Source organism: Acidovorax sp. GW458-11-26-14-TSB4, assembly GCF_059423865.1.
Genome location: NZ_JBWKYR010000036.1, coordinates 1 through 12,853, shown reverse-complemented (window position 1 = coordinate 12,853; position 12,853 = coordinate 1). Strand labels below are relative to the sequence as shown.

At 68.1% G+C, this 12,853-nt stretch carries 11 protein-coding genes; 4 read left to right on the top strand and 7 right to left on the bottom strand.

Annotation, left to right across the window (positions count from 1 at the left end):
• The first annotated feature begins 121 nt into the window (after positions 1-121).
• Both AC07X5_RS31250 and AC07X5_RS31245 read left to right on the top strand, forming a co-directional pair.
• The gene (locus AC07X5_RS31250) at positions 122-1,486 is read left to right on the top strand and encodes a hypothetical protein (RefSeq protein ID WP_494773329.1); all 1,365 of its coding nucleotides are present in this window, start codon (positions 122-124) and stop codon (positions 1,484-1,486) included.
• 197 nt (positions 1,487-1,683) lie between these two features.
• Positions 1,684-3,264 carry an RCC1 domain-containing protein gene (locus AC07X5_RS31245; protein ID WP_494773328.1) on the top strand — a complete coding sequence of 527 codons (1,581 nt, stop codon included), beginning with the start codon at positions 1,684-1,686 and terminating at the stop codon, positions 3,262-3,264.
• Positions 3,265-3,913: 649 nt separating this feature from the next.
• Here AC07X5_RS31245 and AC07X5_RS31240 read toward each other — a convergent pair.
• The 3 genes from AC07X5_RS31240 to AC07X5_RS31230 are packed head-to-tail and all read right to left on the bottom strand — an operon-like array spanning position 3,914 to position 7,136.
• The gene (locus tag AC07X5_RS31240) at positions 3,914-4,897 is read right to left on the bottom strand and encodes a PDR/VanB family oxidoreductase (RefSeq protein ID WP_494773327.1); all 984 of its coding nucleotides are present in this window, start codon (positions 4,895-4,897) and stop codon (positions 3,914-3,916) included.
• Positions 4,894-6,105, bottom strand: coding sequence for a Rieske 2Fe-2S domain-containing protein (locus tag AC07X5_RS31235; protein ID WP_494773326.1), 1,212 nt, complete (start codon positions 6,103-6,105; stop codon positions 4,894-4,896). The genes AC07X5_RS31240 and AC07X5_RS31235 overlap by 4 nt, the downstream gene beginning before the upstream one ends.
• Before the next feature lie 23 nt (positions 6,106-6,128).
• Complete coding sequence (locus AC07X5_RS31230; protein WP_494773325.1) at positions 6,129-7,136, bottom strand: Bug family tripartite tricarboxylate transporter substrate binding protein; 1,008 nt, start codon at positions 7,134-7,136, stop codon at positions 6,129-6,131.
• Between the two features lie 246 nt (positions 7,137-7,382).
• Here AC07X5_RS31230 and AC07X5_RS31225 point away from each other — a divergent pair, with 246 nt between their 5' ends.
• Positions 7,383-8,315, top strand: coding sequence for a LysR family transcriptional regulator (locus AC07X5_RS31225; RefSeq protein ID WP_494773324.1), 933 nt, complete (start codon positions 7,383-7,385; stop codon positions 8,313-8,315).
• Positions 8,316-8,355: 40 nt separating this feature from the next.
• Here AC07X5_RS31225 and AC07X5_RS31220 read toward each other — a convergent pair whose 3' ends face one another.
• Genes AC07X5_RS31220 through AC07X5_RS31210 form a run of 3 tightly spaced genes read right to left on the bottom strand, consistent with a single transcriptional unit; the run spans position 8,356 to position 11,455 of the window.
• Entirely contained in the window at positions 8,356-9,342 is a 987-nt protein-coding gene (locus tag AC07X5_RS31220) for a Bug family tripartite tricarboxylate transporter substrate binding protein (RefSeq protein ID WP_494773323.1), read from the bottom strand.
• Between the two features lie 44 nt (positions 9,343-9,386).
• Entirely contained in the window at positions 9,387-10,319 is a 933-nt protein-coding gene (locus AC07X5_RS31215) for a dihydrodipicolinate synthase family protein (RefSeq protein WP_494773322.1), read from the bottom strand.
• On the bottom strand, positions 10,319-11,455 hold the full coding sequence (locus AC07X5_RS31210; protein ID WP_494773321.1) for a mandelate racemase/muconate lactonizing enzyme family protein: 1,137 nt from the start codon (positions 11,453-11,455) through the stop codon (positions 10,319-10,321). Before AC07X5_RS31210 ends, AC07X5_RS31215 begins: the two co-directional genes overlap by 1 nt.
• 124 nt (positions 11,456-11,579) lie before the next feature.
• On the opposite strand from AC07X5_RS31210, the gene AC07X5_RS31205 reads away from it, so the two are divergent.
• Entirely contained in the window at positions 11,580-12,455 is an 876-nt protein-coding gene (locus tag AC07X5_RS31205; protein ID WP_494773320.1) for a LysR family transcriptional regulator, read from the top strand.
• A gap of 107 nt (positions 12,456-12,562) precedes the next feature.
• On the opposite strand, the gene AC07X5_RS31200 is transcribed toward AC07X5_RS31205, so the two are convergent.
• The coding region (locus AC07X5_RS31200; protein ID WP_494773319.1) for a hypothetical protein at positions 12,563-12,853 on the bottom strand (291 nt) is incomplete at its 5' end.

Sequence of the window (12,853 nt, the reverse complement as noted above, 5' to 3'; positions counted from 1 at the left end):
CCAGCCGCGCCAGCACGCCGCTGCTTAGAATTTCCGCCAGACCCGGCCTGCACTGCATGCATGCAGGCAGGCAGGCCGGCAGCTCCCATCCATTGCCCACGCGCACACCACGCCCCCATCCATGACCGACGGCCTCATCCAGATCTACCCCCCGGAACCCGCTCTGCACACCGACGAACGCGAACGGCTGTACGCCGACATCCTGGAGAACTTCGACATCGGGGAGTTCAAGAAGAAGACCTTCGCCCCCGCGCTCAAGCGCCTGTGCCTGCAAGGGCAGATCGAGTCGCGCGACGAGCGCATCGGAGGCCTGCGCGACCCCAACCAGCGCATCAACCCGCTGGGCACCTACGTCCATGCCTACCTGTGCATCGCCTCGCCGGTGGTCAGTGAAGAGGCCTTCGTCGCCATCCTGCAGCACTACAAGCCCCAGTCGCTCACCGACATGGCCATCGAGCTGGTGCGCCATTTCGACGGCATCCGCATGCAGCGTCCCGAGTCCGATTTGTTCCAGCGCATCCGCTGCCTGGTGCGTGCCCTGGAGCAGGTAATCCCGGCCGAGTCGTTCCAGTACCTGTGCGGCAGCATGTTCTCCCGCTTCCTTTCACGCGCCTGCTACGACAAGCACCTGGAGCACTGCATGGCGCCCGACTGCTGGGACGGCGTGGACCGCTACGTCAGCATGGGCAGGGACATGGAGAGCATCCGCAACCTGGCCGCCGAGCTGTTCAGCGGCATGGTCGAGATGCCCGGCATCTACCAGGACCGCCACGTGCTCCAGTTCCTTCAGGCCTACTTCCAGCGCCAGTTCGGACCCCACCTGCTGGCGCTGCTGGACTCGGTGTACCAGGCCATCCCGGTAGAGCAACGCCTGCGCATGGAACAGGGCGTGCCCGTGGTCCAGCACCGGCCACGGCGGGATGAAGGTGAAGAAGAAGAAAAAGAAGAAAGGGAAGGAGAAGAGAGCGATGGCGAGGATGCAACGCCCGCATCTGCGACCACCATCAGCAGCCCTGCCGGCACCGGCTTCTTCTGCCTGGCCCGCAGCGCCACGGCCGCGCATTCCAACGCCGTGCAAGCCGCCCTCCAGGCCCGCCTGCCCGAAGATGCCACCGCCCCACTCCTGGCACTCGCCCCCTTCGCCCCGGCCGAGACCCTGGCGCGCGTGGACGACACCACCCTGCTGCTGGGATGGGAGGCAGAGCTCGCACCCGAGGCCGGGCGCGACGAGACCGCTGCCTGCACCGCTGCGGGCTGCGAAGTGCTGGCCCCGGCCCTGTGGCTGGAATCCGGCGAAGTACTGCATCTGCATGGGCTGCAGCCCGGGCAGGCCTGGCGCTTCTCGCGCGCGCACGGCGGCAACGGCGCACAAGATGGGGAAGCAGAAATTTTTGAGGTGCCGCAGCTGCTTGCGTTGCTGCTGGCCAGGGTGGCTGAAACAACATCCCCCTCCCGCAGATCGGGATCGCAGACCATGGACCTGTGAAGCCAGCCTGGATCTGGATGCCAAGGCAGAGATGCGGCTCAAAAAAGTAGCTTCCCGCAACTGGTTTCGTGATGCCTTGTTTGGCTGGCCGGGTGTGATGCGAGTCACCGCTTTTCGCGGGCCTGCGCAATACCATGGATCTTGAGAGGCCCCCCCGCTGACAGCAAAAAAAATTCACCAGATTTCAGGGAGGGGAGATGGTCACCATGGCGTGCCCATCGTTCATTCCTTCGTTCGTTGCGCACGGACTTTCTGGAGAAGCTGGTTTTGGCTTCGGCAGGCAGGTTTCACCAATACTTTCAAAGATGGGCTTTCTTATGAGATTCTTTTCGTCTTTTGCAAGACATCGCTTGCGATCCATCGCCTCCCGCCACCTGGCGCGTGTGGCCTTCAAATTCTGGCTGATGCTCGCCCTGGCAGTTGGCATGGGCAGCGTGCACGCCGCCACGGTGGTCAACATGGCCACGGAAGGTCAAAACTCCGCAGCCGTGCTCAGCGACGGAACGCTCTGGACATGGGGAGACAACCGGCTGGGTCAGTTGGGCAATGGCTCCATGGTCAATGCAGACAAGCCCGTGCAGATCGGCAGCGGTTTCGCCCAGGTTGCCGTGGGCGGTGCTCACATGGCGGCCCTCAAGACCGATGGCACCTTGTGGATGTGGGGTTCGGTGGAGCTGAAAAACCAGACCCTGAACGAAACCCGGCCGGTGCAGGTCGGCAGCGGCTTTGCGCAGCTGATAACCTCGGAAATGGCCAGCAAAACAGACGGCTCCATCTGGTACTGGGGCCATTCGAAAAGACTCTTCAACGCGAGTGCCGGCGGTGACACGCTGGACCGGCTGCCACCGGGCTACCTGCAGATAGTCACCAGCCGCAACAACGCGTTGTTCGTGCTGGGAGGCGGCGCCATACAGTCCATTCACAAGTACTTGTACCCCCAGGACCTGATCTTCGACTTCGGCTGGAAGGACGGCTACGGCAGCGCCGGCCCGGTGGACCGGGGTTTCGTGCAGGTGGCCCTGGGCTACCACGCGGCCGCAGGCGTGAAGGATGACGGAACGCTCTGGCAATGGAAAGGGTCCGAACTCCCCGTTCTGGTGGGCGGCGGCTATCGCCAGGTCGCCAAAGGTTTCAGCCACACGCTGGCGCTGAAGGCCGATGGCACGGCCTGGGCCTGGGGCACCAATGAAAGGGGCCAACTGGGCAATGCCACCCTCACCAACACGGAAGTCCCGCAACCGCTGGGCGCCGGGTATGCACAGGTCGCGGCATCGTCCATGCACTCCCTGGCTCTCACCACCGACGGCACGCTCCTGGCCTGGGGTGCCAACAATTTAGGGCAACTGGGTGTGGGGCCGGTGGGAATCACGCAACCGTCGCCGGTGCGCGTGGTGTTCGAGGGCGCCGGTGCATCCGGGCTGGGCACCATGGTGGCCGTAGGGACCTTGACCCGCCTGACGCTGACCGCGTACGTGGAGATCCAACCCGAACACCTCGCCAGCGGCGCCAAGGGGCATCCTTACCTGGTGGCGATCACGCCCGACGGCACCATGTACACCTACTCGGTGCCCGCGTTCGACCGCCTGAATTTTCTCAACCCGCTGGCCTGGTCCGACCGGCTGCAAAACACATCCTCCGTATTGTTTGTGAACCAGGACCTGACCTCCCTGTCGGGCACCGCCTTTTTCGTCGGCTATGGCCTCGGGGCGACCACCGCCGAGAGCCTGGGTGAAATGTTCAACAGCTATCGCTACAAACGGATCTACGACATTCAATAGCCGGCAGGCAGATCCCAAGAAAACGCCCACCCGTACCGGTGGGCGTTTTCGTTGGCAGGCCTGCATTCATGCGACCGCATTGTCGCCCTGTGCTGCAGGGCATCCAGCGATGCGGCAGCAACCCATCCACCCGGTGGTACGGGTGCGCTTGCAGCAGCTCCAGCACGTCCTTGAGGTGCTGGACGGCCCAAACACCGTGCACTCGCCAGCCGTGGGCTTGCGGCTTTTCCTGCCCGGGTTCGAAGAAACGCTGCGCATCAGCGGCCATGCCAGCATCTGCATGGACGAGGTGCTGATGGCGCGCTTCACCACGCCCGAAGGCAATAATCCCCCGCGCTTGACGGCAGCATCGCCGCTGCGGCGGCTGTGCAGGCCGCCAGACGGAGCAGGCCGTTGGCCACACCGGGATAATCCCGCCCATGCCTCTGGACCACTGGATCGACCAAGCCCTGTACTTCGCGTACCGATGGGCCGACTACGCGCTGCTGAACCTCATGGACGACCCCGCCCTGCTGGCGCTGGTGTTCTGCTGACCTGGTGGTCCCCTCACATCGCTCATCGCTGCCTCGCCGCCCATGCGGCATGCCCACGGACATCCCCATGGCACCGCCTGGCGGTGCGCTGTCCATTCGCAACGGAGCACCAGGGCCTACCAATCCACCACCAGCCGCTCTGTCAGCGCGCGCGAGCAGCACGGCAGAAACTGGTCATTGCGCTCTTGCTCCTCGGCCGAGAGGTACATGTCGCGGTGGTCCGGCACGCCTGACACCACGCCCATGAGGCAGGTGCCGCACACGCCCTGCCCGCAAGATGTGGGCACCGCCACGCCCGCAGCGGCCAGTGCCTCGGTGGCGCTGCAGCCCGCCGGCACATCCACCACGCGGCCCGAGCGCGCCAGCACCAGCTCGAAAGCGGCATCGCCATCGGCGCGCACCCCCTGCGGCGCGGCGAACAGCTCCACATGCACACGCTCGGGCGCCCAGCCCTGCCCTGCTGCGGCCGACTGCACGGCCTGCACCAGGCGCGCGGGCCCGCAGGCATAGACATGGGTACCCGGCTCGGCCTGGGCCAGCAGCGCGCCGATGTCTATGCGCGACGGCGCATCGCCCGCACTGCAGTACACCTGCGACCGCTCGGCCAGGCCCGGCCCCGCCAGCAGCCCGAGAAGCGCGGCGCGGTCACGCTGCTGCACGGCATAGTGCAGCGCAAAGCTGCCGCCGGCCTGCACCAGTTGCTGCGCCATGCAAAGGATGGGCGTAATGCCGATGCCCCCGGCCAGCAGCAGGTGGTGGCGGGCCCCTGGGGCCAGGGCGAACAGGTTGCGCGGGCGGCCGATGCGCAGCACATCGCCCTCGGCCACGGCGTCGTGCAGCGCGCTCGACCCGCCGCGCGAAGCCGGCTCACGCAGCACGCAGATCAGGTAGCGCCACCGCTCGTGCGGTGCGCTGCAGATCGAGTACGGCCGCACCATCGCGCCGGGCAAGTGCACGTCGACATGCGCGCCCGCGCTGAAGGCCGGCAGCGCCGCCCCCTCGATGTGCACCAGCTCGAAGGCCTCGATGCCCTGCGCCTCGGGCCAGCGGCGCGCCACACGCACGGCCAGCGTGTCCGTCATTGCGGCAGCCAGGCTCATGCCTGCTCGACGATGTAGTTGCCGGCATCGAAGACCACGGGGGGCTCGTCCGGGTCGAAGCTCACCCCCGCCGGGTCCTCGCCGCGCTGCACCTTGTCCACCTGCTGCTGCAGCAGGCGGCGCAGCATCACGATGCCACGGTCCGTGGTGGCCAGGTGCTCCTCGGAATGGTGGGCAATGGCGCCCTGGCTCACCATGGCCTCGTAATCACCGGGCATGGCGCGGTGCTCCTCTTCGGTGAGCTCTTCCCACAGCTTGCCGTTCATGCGCGAGCGCATGCGCGCCAGCTCCCCCACCTGGCTCACGCGGCCCACCACGTAGATGCGGAAGTGGTGGTCGTCGATGGGCAGCACCCAGCCCAGCGATTCCACGCGCCCATAGCGGCCCACCCGGGGGCTCGGTATCACGCGCAGCGTGGGCAGGCCGGCCTGGCTGATGCGGCGGAACACCTTGCCGTCCGGCATGGTGCGGATCGAAGTCGTGCGCACGCCCAGGGGCACGGTGTCCCAGCTCACCTTGGGCATCTCGGCCATCTGCTCGACGAACTGCGTGCCGCTGAAGGTCGAATGCAGCACCACCACATGGAAGGGGTCCACCAGGTTCTCGTAGTGCTGCAGCCAGTTGCACGGCACGATGGCCGGGCCGCCGCCGCCGATGCTGGCGTCGTTGGCCTCCAGCAGCTCGCCATCGTCCAGCCGCTCCAGCGCGTCGTAGCGCGGCAGCACGGGCTTCTTGTCCGCCGGGCCCAGGTAGGCCCAGACCAGGCCGTACTGCTCCTGCACGGGGTACCAGGGCTGGCGCACCTTGCCGCGCGCGCGGCCCATCTCGGGCTCGCAGGGCTGCTCCACACAGTGGCCCTCCACATCGAACAGCCAGCCGTGGTAGCAGCAGCGGATGCCGCGCTCCTCCACCTTGCCGTAGTAAAGCGAGGTGCCCCGGTGCGCGCAGTGCGGGTACACCAGGCCGGGCCGGCCGGTCTTGTCGCGGAACAGGATCAGGTCTTCACCCAGCACGCGCACCTGGCGCGGCGTGTCTGTCGCGTCAGCCGCCAGGCCGATGGGGTGCCAGTAGCGGCGCAGCAGCTCGCCCATGGGCGTGCCCGCGCCCACCTGGGCCAGCGTGAGGTTGGAGGTCGGCGCGGGCAGGCCGTAGGCCGTGCCGGTGTCGACAGCGATAGGGATCACCTTGTGAGCGATGCTGGGGTTCATGCAATGGGTCCTTGTCGTCTGAGTCAGTCCAGCGTTACGCCGGCGGCTTTGATGAGCTCGGCCACGCGCGGGTAGTCCGCCGCATAGCTGGCCTTGAACTGCGCCGCCGTGTTGCCCAGGGGCTCGAAGCCGAAGCCGGCCAGCTTCTCGCGCACCTCGGGCATCTTCGTGATCTCGCGCAGCGCCTCGTTCCACTTGGCCAGCACGGCAGGCGGCGTCTTGGCAGGGGCGTACACGCCGATCCAGCTATCGAGGTCGAAGCCCGCGAAGCCCTGCTCCGCAAAGGTCTTCACGTCCGGCAGCGTGGACACACGCCCGCTGGCCGCAATGCCCAGCACCTTCATGCGCCCGCCCTGCACCTGGGCCCGCGCCGTGGCCGGGTTGGCCCAGGCAAAGTCGAGCTGGCCGCCGAACAGGTCGTTGTGCGCGGCGGCCTCGGCCTTGTAGGGCACGTGGATCAGCGCCAGCCCGGTCTGGCGCTTGAGCAGCTCGGCCATCAGGTGCGCGGCCGAGCCATTTCCCCAGGTGCCGTAGGTCAGGTTCGACTTGGTCTTGGCAAAGGCGACAAACTCTTTGAGGTTGCCGTAGGGCGCATCGGCGCGCGCCACCAGCATGGGCCCGCCCAGCGCCAACTGCGAGATGGGCTCGAAATCCTTCACCGGGTCGTACGGCAGCTTGGGCTGCAGGATGGCATTGTTGATGTGCGTGAGCGGCAGCGTCACCATCACCGTGTGGCCGTCGGGCGCCGCCTTGGCCACCGCATCGGCGGCGATGATGCCGCTGGCGCCGGGCTTGGCATCCACGATGATGCTCTGCCCCCAGCGCTGCTGCAGCCTGTCGGCATACAACCGCGCAATCGCATCAATGGGCCCGCCCGCCGTGCCGAAGGGCACGATGCGGATCACCCGCGAGGGAAAGGCGGCGCTCGCCTGAGCGGCCTGCGCCCATGCGGCCCCGCCAGGCAGCGCCAGGGCCGCGCCCAAGGCCACCAGGGCTCGTCTGCGCACGTGCAATCCTGCATTCTTGGTCATGTCTTGTCTCCTTCGTTCATCGTTGGGTGCCGGGCGACGCAAAACCGAGTCTTCGCGATGGCGCGTGCCCTGATTTGGGATGGGCTGCCAGGCGCAAGGCGCAGCCATGGTGGGACCATGGCGAGCATTTGCAACGCCGCAGACCGCCCAAAGCGGGGCGCGCGACGCGCGAGAGACTTGGTTTTGCGTTGCCTTACGATAGGAGACAAGCTGATATGGATCAATTCAAACGTTTGGATAGCTGATATGGGCCAGCCTGATATCCGGGGCCTGGACCTGCCCATGCTGCGCACCTTCGATGCCCTGCTGCGCGAGGGCAGCGTCTCGCGTGCGGCGTCGCGCCTGTTCCTGAGCCAGCCGGCGGTGAGCGCATCGCTCAAGCGCCTGCGCGAGGTCTTTGACGACCCGCTGTTCACCCGCACCAGCCACGGCATCGTGCCCACGCCGCGCGCACTGGCTCTGGCCCCGCGCGTGGAGGCGGTGCTGCACGAGATGCACAAGCTCATGAGCCTGGAGCAGGCGTTCGACCCCGCCACCTCCGACCGCATCCTGCGCATCACCGGCAGCGACCACACCTGCCGCGTGATGCTGCCCCTGCTGTGCGCCGAGCTCACGCGGCTGGGCTCGCGCATGCGCCTGTCGTGGGAGCTGGCCGACTACGGCCGCCTCACCGAACGCCTGCGCAAGGGCGACGTGGATGTCGGCCTGCACCCGCGCCTGTCGCCCGCCAGCGGGGTCGAATCCACCCTGCTCTACGACGACAGCTACGTCGCCGTGGCGCGCCATGGCCACCCCGCCCTGGCCGCACAGCCGCTCTCGATCGATGCCTTCTGCAACGCCCCCCATGTGGTGCTCGGGCAGACGCGATCCGTGCTCGACGACACCGTGGACCAGGCCCTGGCCAGGAAGGGCCGCCAGCGCCTGGTGCAGGCCGCCGTGGCCACCTTCAGCCAGATGGTGGAGCTGATGTGCGGCGACGAGCACAGCGCCCTCATCGCCGTGTTCCCGCAGCGCGTGGCACGCCACTACGCCGCCCAGCTCGCCAGCGCCCCGCTGCCGGTGGAGTTGCCCGACTACCGCCTCTACGTGTGCTGGGCCGAGCGCTCCAATGCCGATCCCGCCGTGCTCTGGCTCAAGGACGAGATCCTGCGCCACGGGCAGGCGATGGGCGAGGCCTGACGCGGCCACCAACCACCGCCGCGCCGGGCGGTGGCATCGTTCAGCTGTCCGGCGTGATCTTCGCCTCGCGGATCAGCTTGGCCCAGCGCGCCTGCTCGGCCCGCATGAAGGCGCCCAGGCGCTCCGGTGTGCCGCCGCTGTCCTCGGCACCGAACTCGCTGAGCTTGGCCTGCAGGTCGGCCGATGCCAGCACCTGGTTCACGTCCGCATTCATGCGCTGCACCAGCGCTGCCGGCATGGCCGCCGGTGCAGCCAGCGCAAACCAGATGCTCGCGTCGTAGCCCGCAAAGCCCTTCTCGGCAATCGTCGGCAGATCCGGGAAGCCCTTGGCCCGCTGCAGGCGCGTGGTGGCCAGGCCCTGCAGGCGCCCCGACTTGAGGTAGGGCGTGGCCGTGGTCATGCCCTCGAAGGCGCATTCGATCTGCCCGCCCAGCAGGTCCGTGACCATGGGGGCCGAGCCCTTGTAGGGCACGTGCAGCACGTCGATGCCCGCGCGCCGGCGCAGCTCCTCCAGGGCCAGGTGCTGGGCCGAGCCCGTGCCGGCCGAGCCGAAGCTCACCCGCCCCGGCCGCTGGCGGCAGGCCTCGACCAGGGCCTCGAAGCTGCGCAGGCCCTTGTCGGGCCGGCACAGCAGCACCATGGGCGTGGCGCCGAGTATGGTGATGGGTGCAAAGTCCTTTTCCGCGGAATAGCCGAGCTTGGGAAACAGCCCGGGCGCAATGCCGTTGCTGCTGATGTGGGCCAGCAGCAAGGTATTGCCATCGCCCGGCTGCTTGGCCACGTAGTCGGCGGCCAGCGTGCCGGACACGCCGGCGCGGTTCTCCACGATCACCGTGCGGCCCCACAGCACCTGCAGCTTCTGCGCCAGCAGGCGCGCCAGGATGTCGGTGCCGCCCCCGGGCGGAAAACCCACGACCAGCTTGATGGGCCCGGACGGGAGTGCGGCGGCGGGCGGGGCTCCTTGCACAGGCAGGGCCGCTGCGGCAGCCGTTGCTGCCAGCAGCCATTGGCGGCGATTGCATTGCATTGTGTTTGTCTCCTTGCAGGTATTGTTGTCGTGAACGATGGCGCCTACGCTGCGGCCAGGGCCTCGGCGCGCGGCATCTCGAAGCCCAGCGCGCCAAGCCGCTGCGCGAGTGCCTGCGCCTGGTCCGGCGCCAGGGCCACCAGCGGCGGGCGCACCTGTGCCCAGCAGGCATCGCCGGTCGCCCGGGCCAGGGCCCACTTCATCGCGGCAATGATGGGAAAGGCCTGGAATGCCGCGCGCACGGCATCTAGGCGCGCCTGCTGCGCGTCGGCATCGGGCGCCTGCCAATCGCGGTACAGCCGCGCAATGGCTGCAGGGTTGACGTTGCCCGTGGCCGTGATGCAGCCCGCACCGCCGCCGCGCAAGGTCGACAGCAGCAGCGTCTCGTTGCCTGCGAACACATCGAAGCCCGCGGGCTGGAACTCGCGCAGCAGCAGCGCGGTGTTGGCAGCATCGCCCGAGCTGTCCTTGATGCCCGCCACCACCCCTGGGTAGGCCTTGAGCAGGCGCTCGATCAGCACCGCGCTGATGCTCACCTGCGCCACCGGCGGTATGTGGTACAGGTACACCCGCAGCCGCGCATCGGCCACGCCCTCGATCACGCGGGCGAAGTAGGCGAACAGCCCCTCGTCGCCCATGCCCTTGTAGTAGAACGGCGGCAGCACCAGCACCCCGGCGCAGCCCAGTTGCACGGCATGCCGGCTCAGCTCCACCGTCTCCGGAATCGCGCAGGTGCCGGTGCCCGGCATCAGCCGCTGGGCCGGCACCCCGCCCTCTGCCAGGTGGTCGAGCAGCTGGCGCTTTTCCAGTAGCGACAGCGAATTGCCTTCCGAATTGGTGCCAAAGACCGCCAGGCCCACGTCCTGCGACAGCAGCCAGCGGCAATGCTTCAGCAGGCGCTCTGGCGACGGTGCACCATCGGCACCGAAGGGCGTGACGACCGGCGACAGCACGCCCTGCAGGCGTGGCGCGGCCATCACCGCGCACTCCCATCCACGCGCACCCAGCGGGAGTGGCGCGCGATCTCCTGCTCGTCGAAATCGAAGCCCAGGCCCGGGCCGGTGTGCAGCGTGATCTGCCCATTGCGCTGCCCGAGCTGGCGGTCGATCAGGCGGCGGAAGTTGAGCACCTGGTCGTCCCAGAAGAACTCCACGTAGCGCGCATTGGGCGTGGCTGCCACCAGCGGCGCATGCACGTCGTGGAACCAGTGCGGGCACATGACCACGCCGTGGCTGGCCGCATTGGCCGCAATGCGCCGCCATTCGGTGATGCCGCCGCACACCACGGCATCGGTCTGCAGGATGGCGGCGGCCTGCTTTTCCAGCAGCGCCTGGTGGTACCAGCGGCCATAGCCGATCTCCGCCGTGGCCACCGGCACGCGCGTGGCGCGGGCCAGGCGCGCATGGTTGTCGATATCGTCGGGCGAGAACGGTTCTTCGATGAAGTACGGGCGGTAGGGCTCGAAGCGCTGCATGTACTGCAGCGCCTGCGTCACGTCGGTCCAGCCGTTGTTGCAGTCCATCATCAGCTCCACGTCGGGCCCCACGGCCTCGCGCGCGGCGCGCAGGCGCGCCTCTTCTTCGGCCGGCGACAGGCGCCCGGTCTTCATCTTCACCGCCTGGAAGCCCATGGCCACGTAGCTGGCCATTTCTTCGCCCAGGTGCTGCGGCGTCTTGCCATCGAGGTAGTAGCCGCCGCTGGCATAGCCGGGCACGGTGTCCAGCGCGTTCGCGCCCAGGTAGCGGTGCAGGGGCAGCCCGGCGCTGCGCGCGTTCAGGTCCCACAGCGCGGTGTCCAGCGCGCTGATGGCGCGCATCACCGTGCCGGCCCGCCCCTGCAGCAGCGCCTCCTGGTACATCTCGGCCCACAGGCCCTCCACCGCGTGCGAATCGCGGCCGATCAGCACCTTGGCCAGCAGGTCCTGCACGGCCACGGTGAACAGCCGGCCCGCGGCGCTGCCGACATAGCAAAAGCCGATGCCGCAGAGCCCCTCGTCGGAGCGCACACGGACCAGGCCGTAGTGGCGCGCGCTCACGGTGCGGCGCGCGAAAGAGGTGACACGGTCCAGCGGCAGGGCGACCGCACAGACTTCGATGGATTGGATACGGGGCATGGGGATTGAATCGAATGAAAGCCAATGGAGACTTGATTCTGGGCAGTCGGCACCATGGCTTCAAGCACGCTCATGCATAATCAAAAGATGCAAAAAACATCTTCTTGATGTGTTTGCCACGGCCATGGACACCACGTTCCTGCACACCTTCAGCCGCGTCGTCGAACTGGGTTCGATGGCCGCCGCCGCGCGCGAGCTCAACCTGACGCCCGCCACGGTGGCGCAGCGCGTGCACGCGCTGGAGGCCGACCTGGGCAGCCGCCTCATCGGGCGCACGGGCCGCACCGTCAAGCCCACCGCCGCTGGCCTGCGCGTGATGGAGCGCGCGCCCGCCGTGCTGCGCGAGGTGCGCGACCTGCGCTCCGTGGCCAGCGCCACGCGCCTGCCGGCCGGCCCGCTCAAGCTGGGCACCACGCCCGTGGGCATGACCGGCATGCTCCCGCCCATCCTGCGCACCTGGACGCAGCGCCACGAGGACATCGAGATCTACATCGAGCCGGCCCCCACCACCCAGCTGTACACGCGCGTCCTCAATGGCGAGCTGGACGCCGCGCTGCTCGTGCACCCGCTGTTCGAGCTGCCCAAGGTGTGCGAGTGGCGCCTGCTGCGGCGCGAGAAGCTGGTGCTCGTGACCGCACGCGGCCTGAAGGTCAAGGACGTGCTGCAGACCCTGGCGACAGAGCCCTTCATCCTGTACGACCGCAAGGTCGTGGGCGGGCGCCTGGCCGACGGGTACCTGCGCGCCCACGGCATACGGCCGCGTGTGCGCTTCGAGCTCGACGGCATCGACGCCATCGCCAAACTGGTGGCCGAGGGGCTGGGCATCTCGGTGCTGCCCGACTGGGCAGTCATCGGGCCGGTGGACCCGCGGCTGCGCAAGCACCCCCTGCCCGGCCCGTCACCCGAGCGCGAAGTGGGTCTGCTGTGGCTGCGCGGCGCCGTGCGCGCGGCACTGGCGCACGAGTTTCACCTGATCGCCCAGGAACACTTCAAGGCCTGAGCGGGCCCTTGCGCCACCGCACACACCGCCGCGAGGCGCACCTGCACGGCCCTGAAATGATCGCGAACAGGCCCGTGGAAGGTGCTGATCGGTCCGTGCTCCGCCCCTCAGAATGCCGGTATCCCCATCAACGTGACTTCCGCGGCCCCCACTTCCTGCAGGTGCCCCGCCAGTGGGTAGTCCGTACCCGGCTGCAGGGCCTCGGGCTGCAAGCGATAGGCCTGGCCACCGACCTGCAGCAACTCCACGCCGCGCAGCGTATCGACATCGCCGCTCGGGATGTGGCGCACCAGCACCTCCTGTTGGCCGTTGGCGCCGCTTTGCAGCCTGAAGCTGTAGTTCTGCAGCAGCCCCACATACACCGCCATGTCCGTGCCCTCGCCCCCGTCCAGCACATC

Coding starts and splice junctions, on each gene's coding strand:
- AC07X5_RS31250 (WP_494773329.1), top strand. CDS start 122: ATGACCGACGGCCTCATCCAGATCTACCCCCCGGAACCCGCTCTGCAC.
- AC07X5_RS31245 (WP_494773328.1), top strand. CDS start 1,684: ATGGTCACCATGGCGTGCCCATCGTTCATTCCTTCGTTCGTTGCGCAC.
- AC07X5_RS31240 (WP_494773327.1), bottom strand. CDS start 4,897: ATGAGCCTGGCTGCCGCAATGACGGACACGCTGGCCGTGCGTGTGGCG.
- AC07X5_RS31235 (WP_494773326.1), bottom strand. CDS start 6,105: ATGAACCCCAGCATCGCTCACAAGGTGATCCCTATCGCTGTCGACACC.
- AC07X5_RS31230 (WP_494773325.1), bottom strand. CDS start 7,136: ATGACCAAGAATGCAGGATTGCACGTGCGCAGACGAGCCCTGGTGGCC.
- AC07X5_RS31225 (WP_494773324.1), top strand. CDS start 7,383: ATGGGCCAGCCTGATATCCGGGGCCTGGACCTGCCCATGCTGCGCACC.
- AC07X5_RS31220 (WP_494773323.1), bottom strand. CDS start 9,342: ATGCAATGCAATCGCCGCCAATGGCTGCTGGCAGCAACGGCTGCCGCA.
- AC07X5_RS31215 (WP_494773322.1), bottom strand. CDS start 10,319: ATGGCCGCGCCACGCCTGCAGGGCGTGCTGTCGCCGGTCGTCACGCCC.
- AC07X5_RS31210 (WP_494773321.1), bottom strand. CDS start 11,455: ATGCCCCGTATCCAATCCATCGAAGTCTGTGCGGTCGCCCTGCCGCTG.
- AC07X5_RS31205 (WP_494773320.1), top strand. CDS start 11,580: ATGGACACCACGTTCCTGCACACCTTCAGCCGCGTCGTCGAACTGGGT.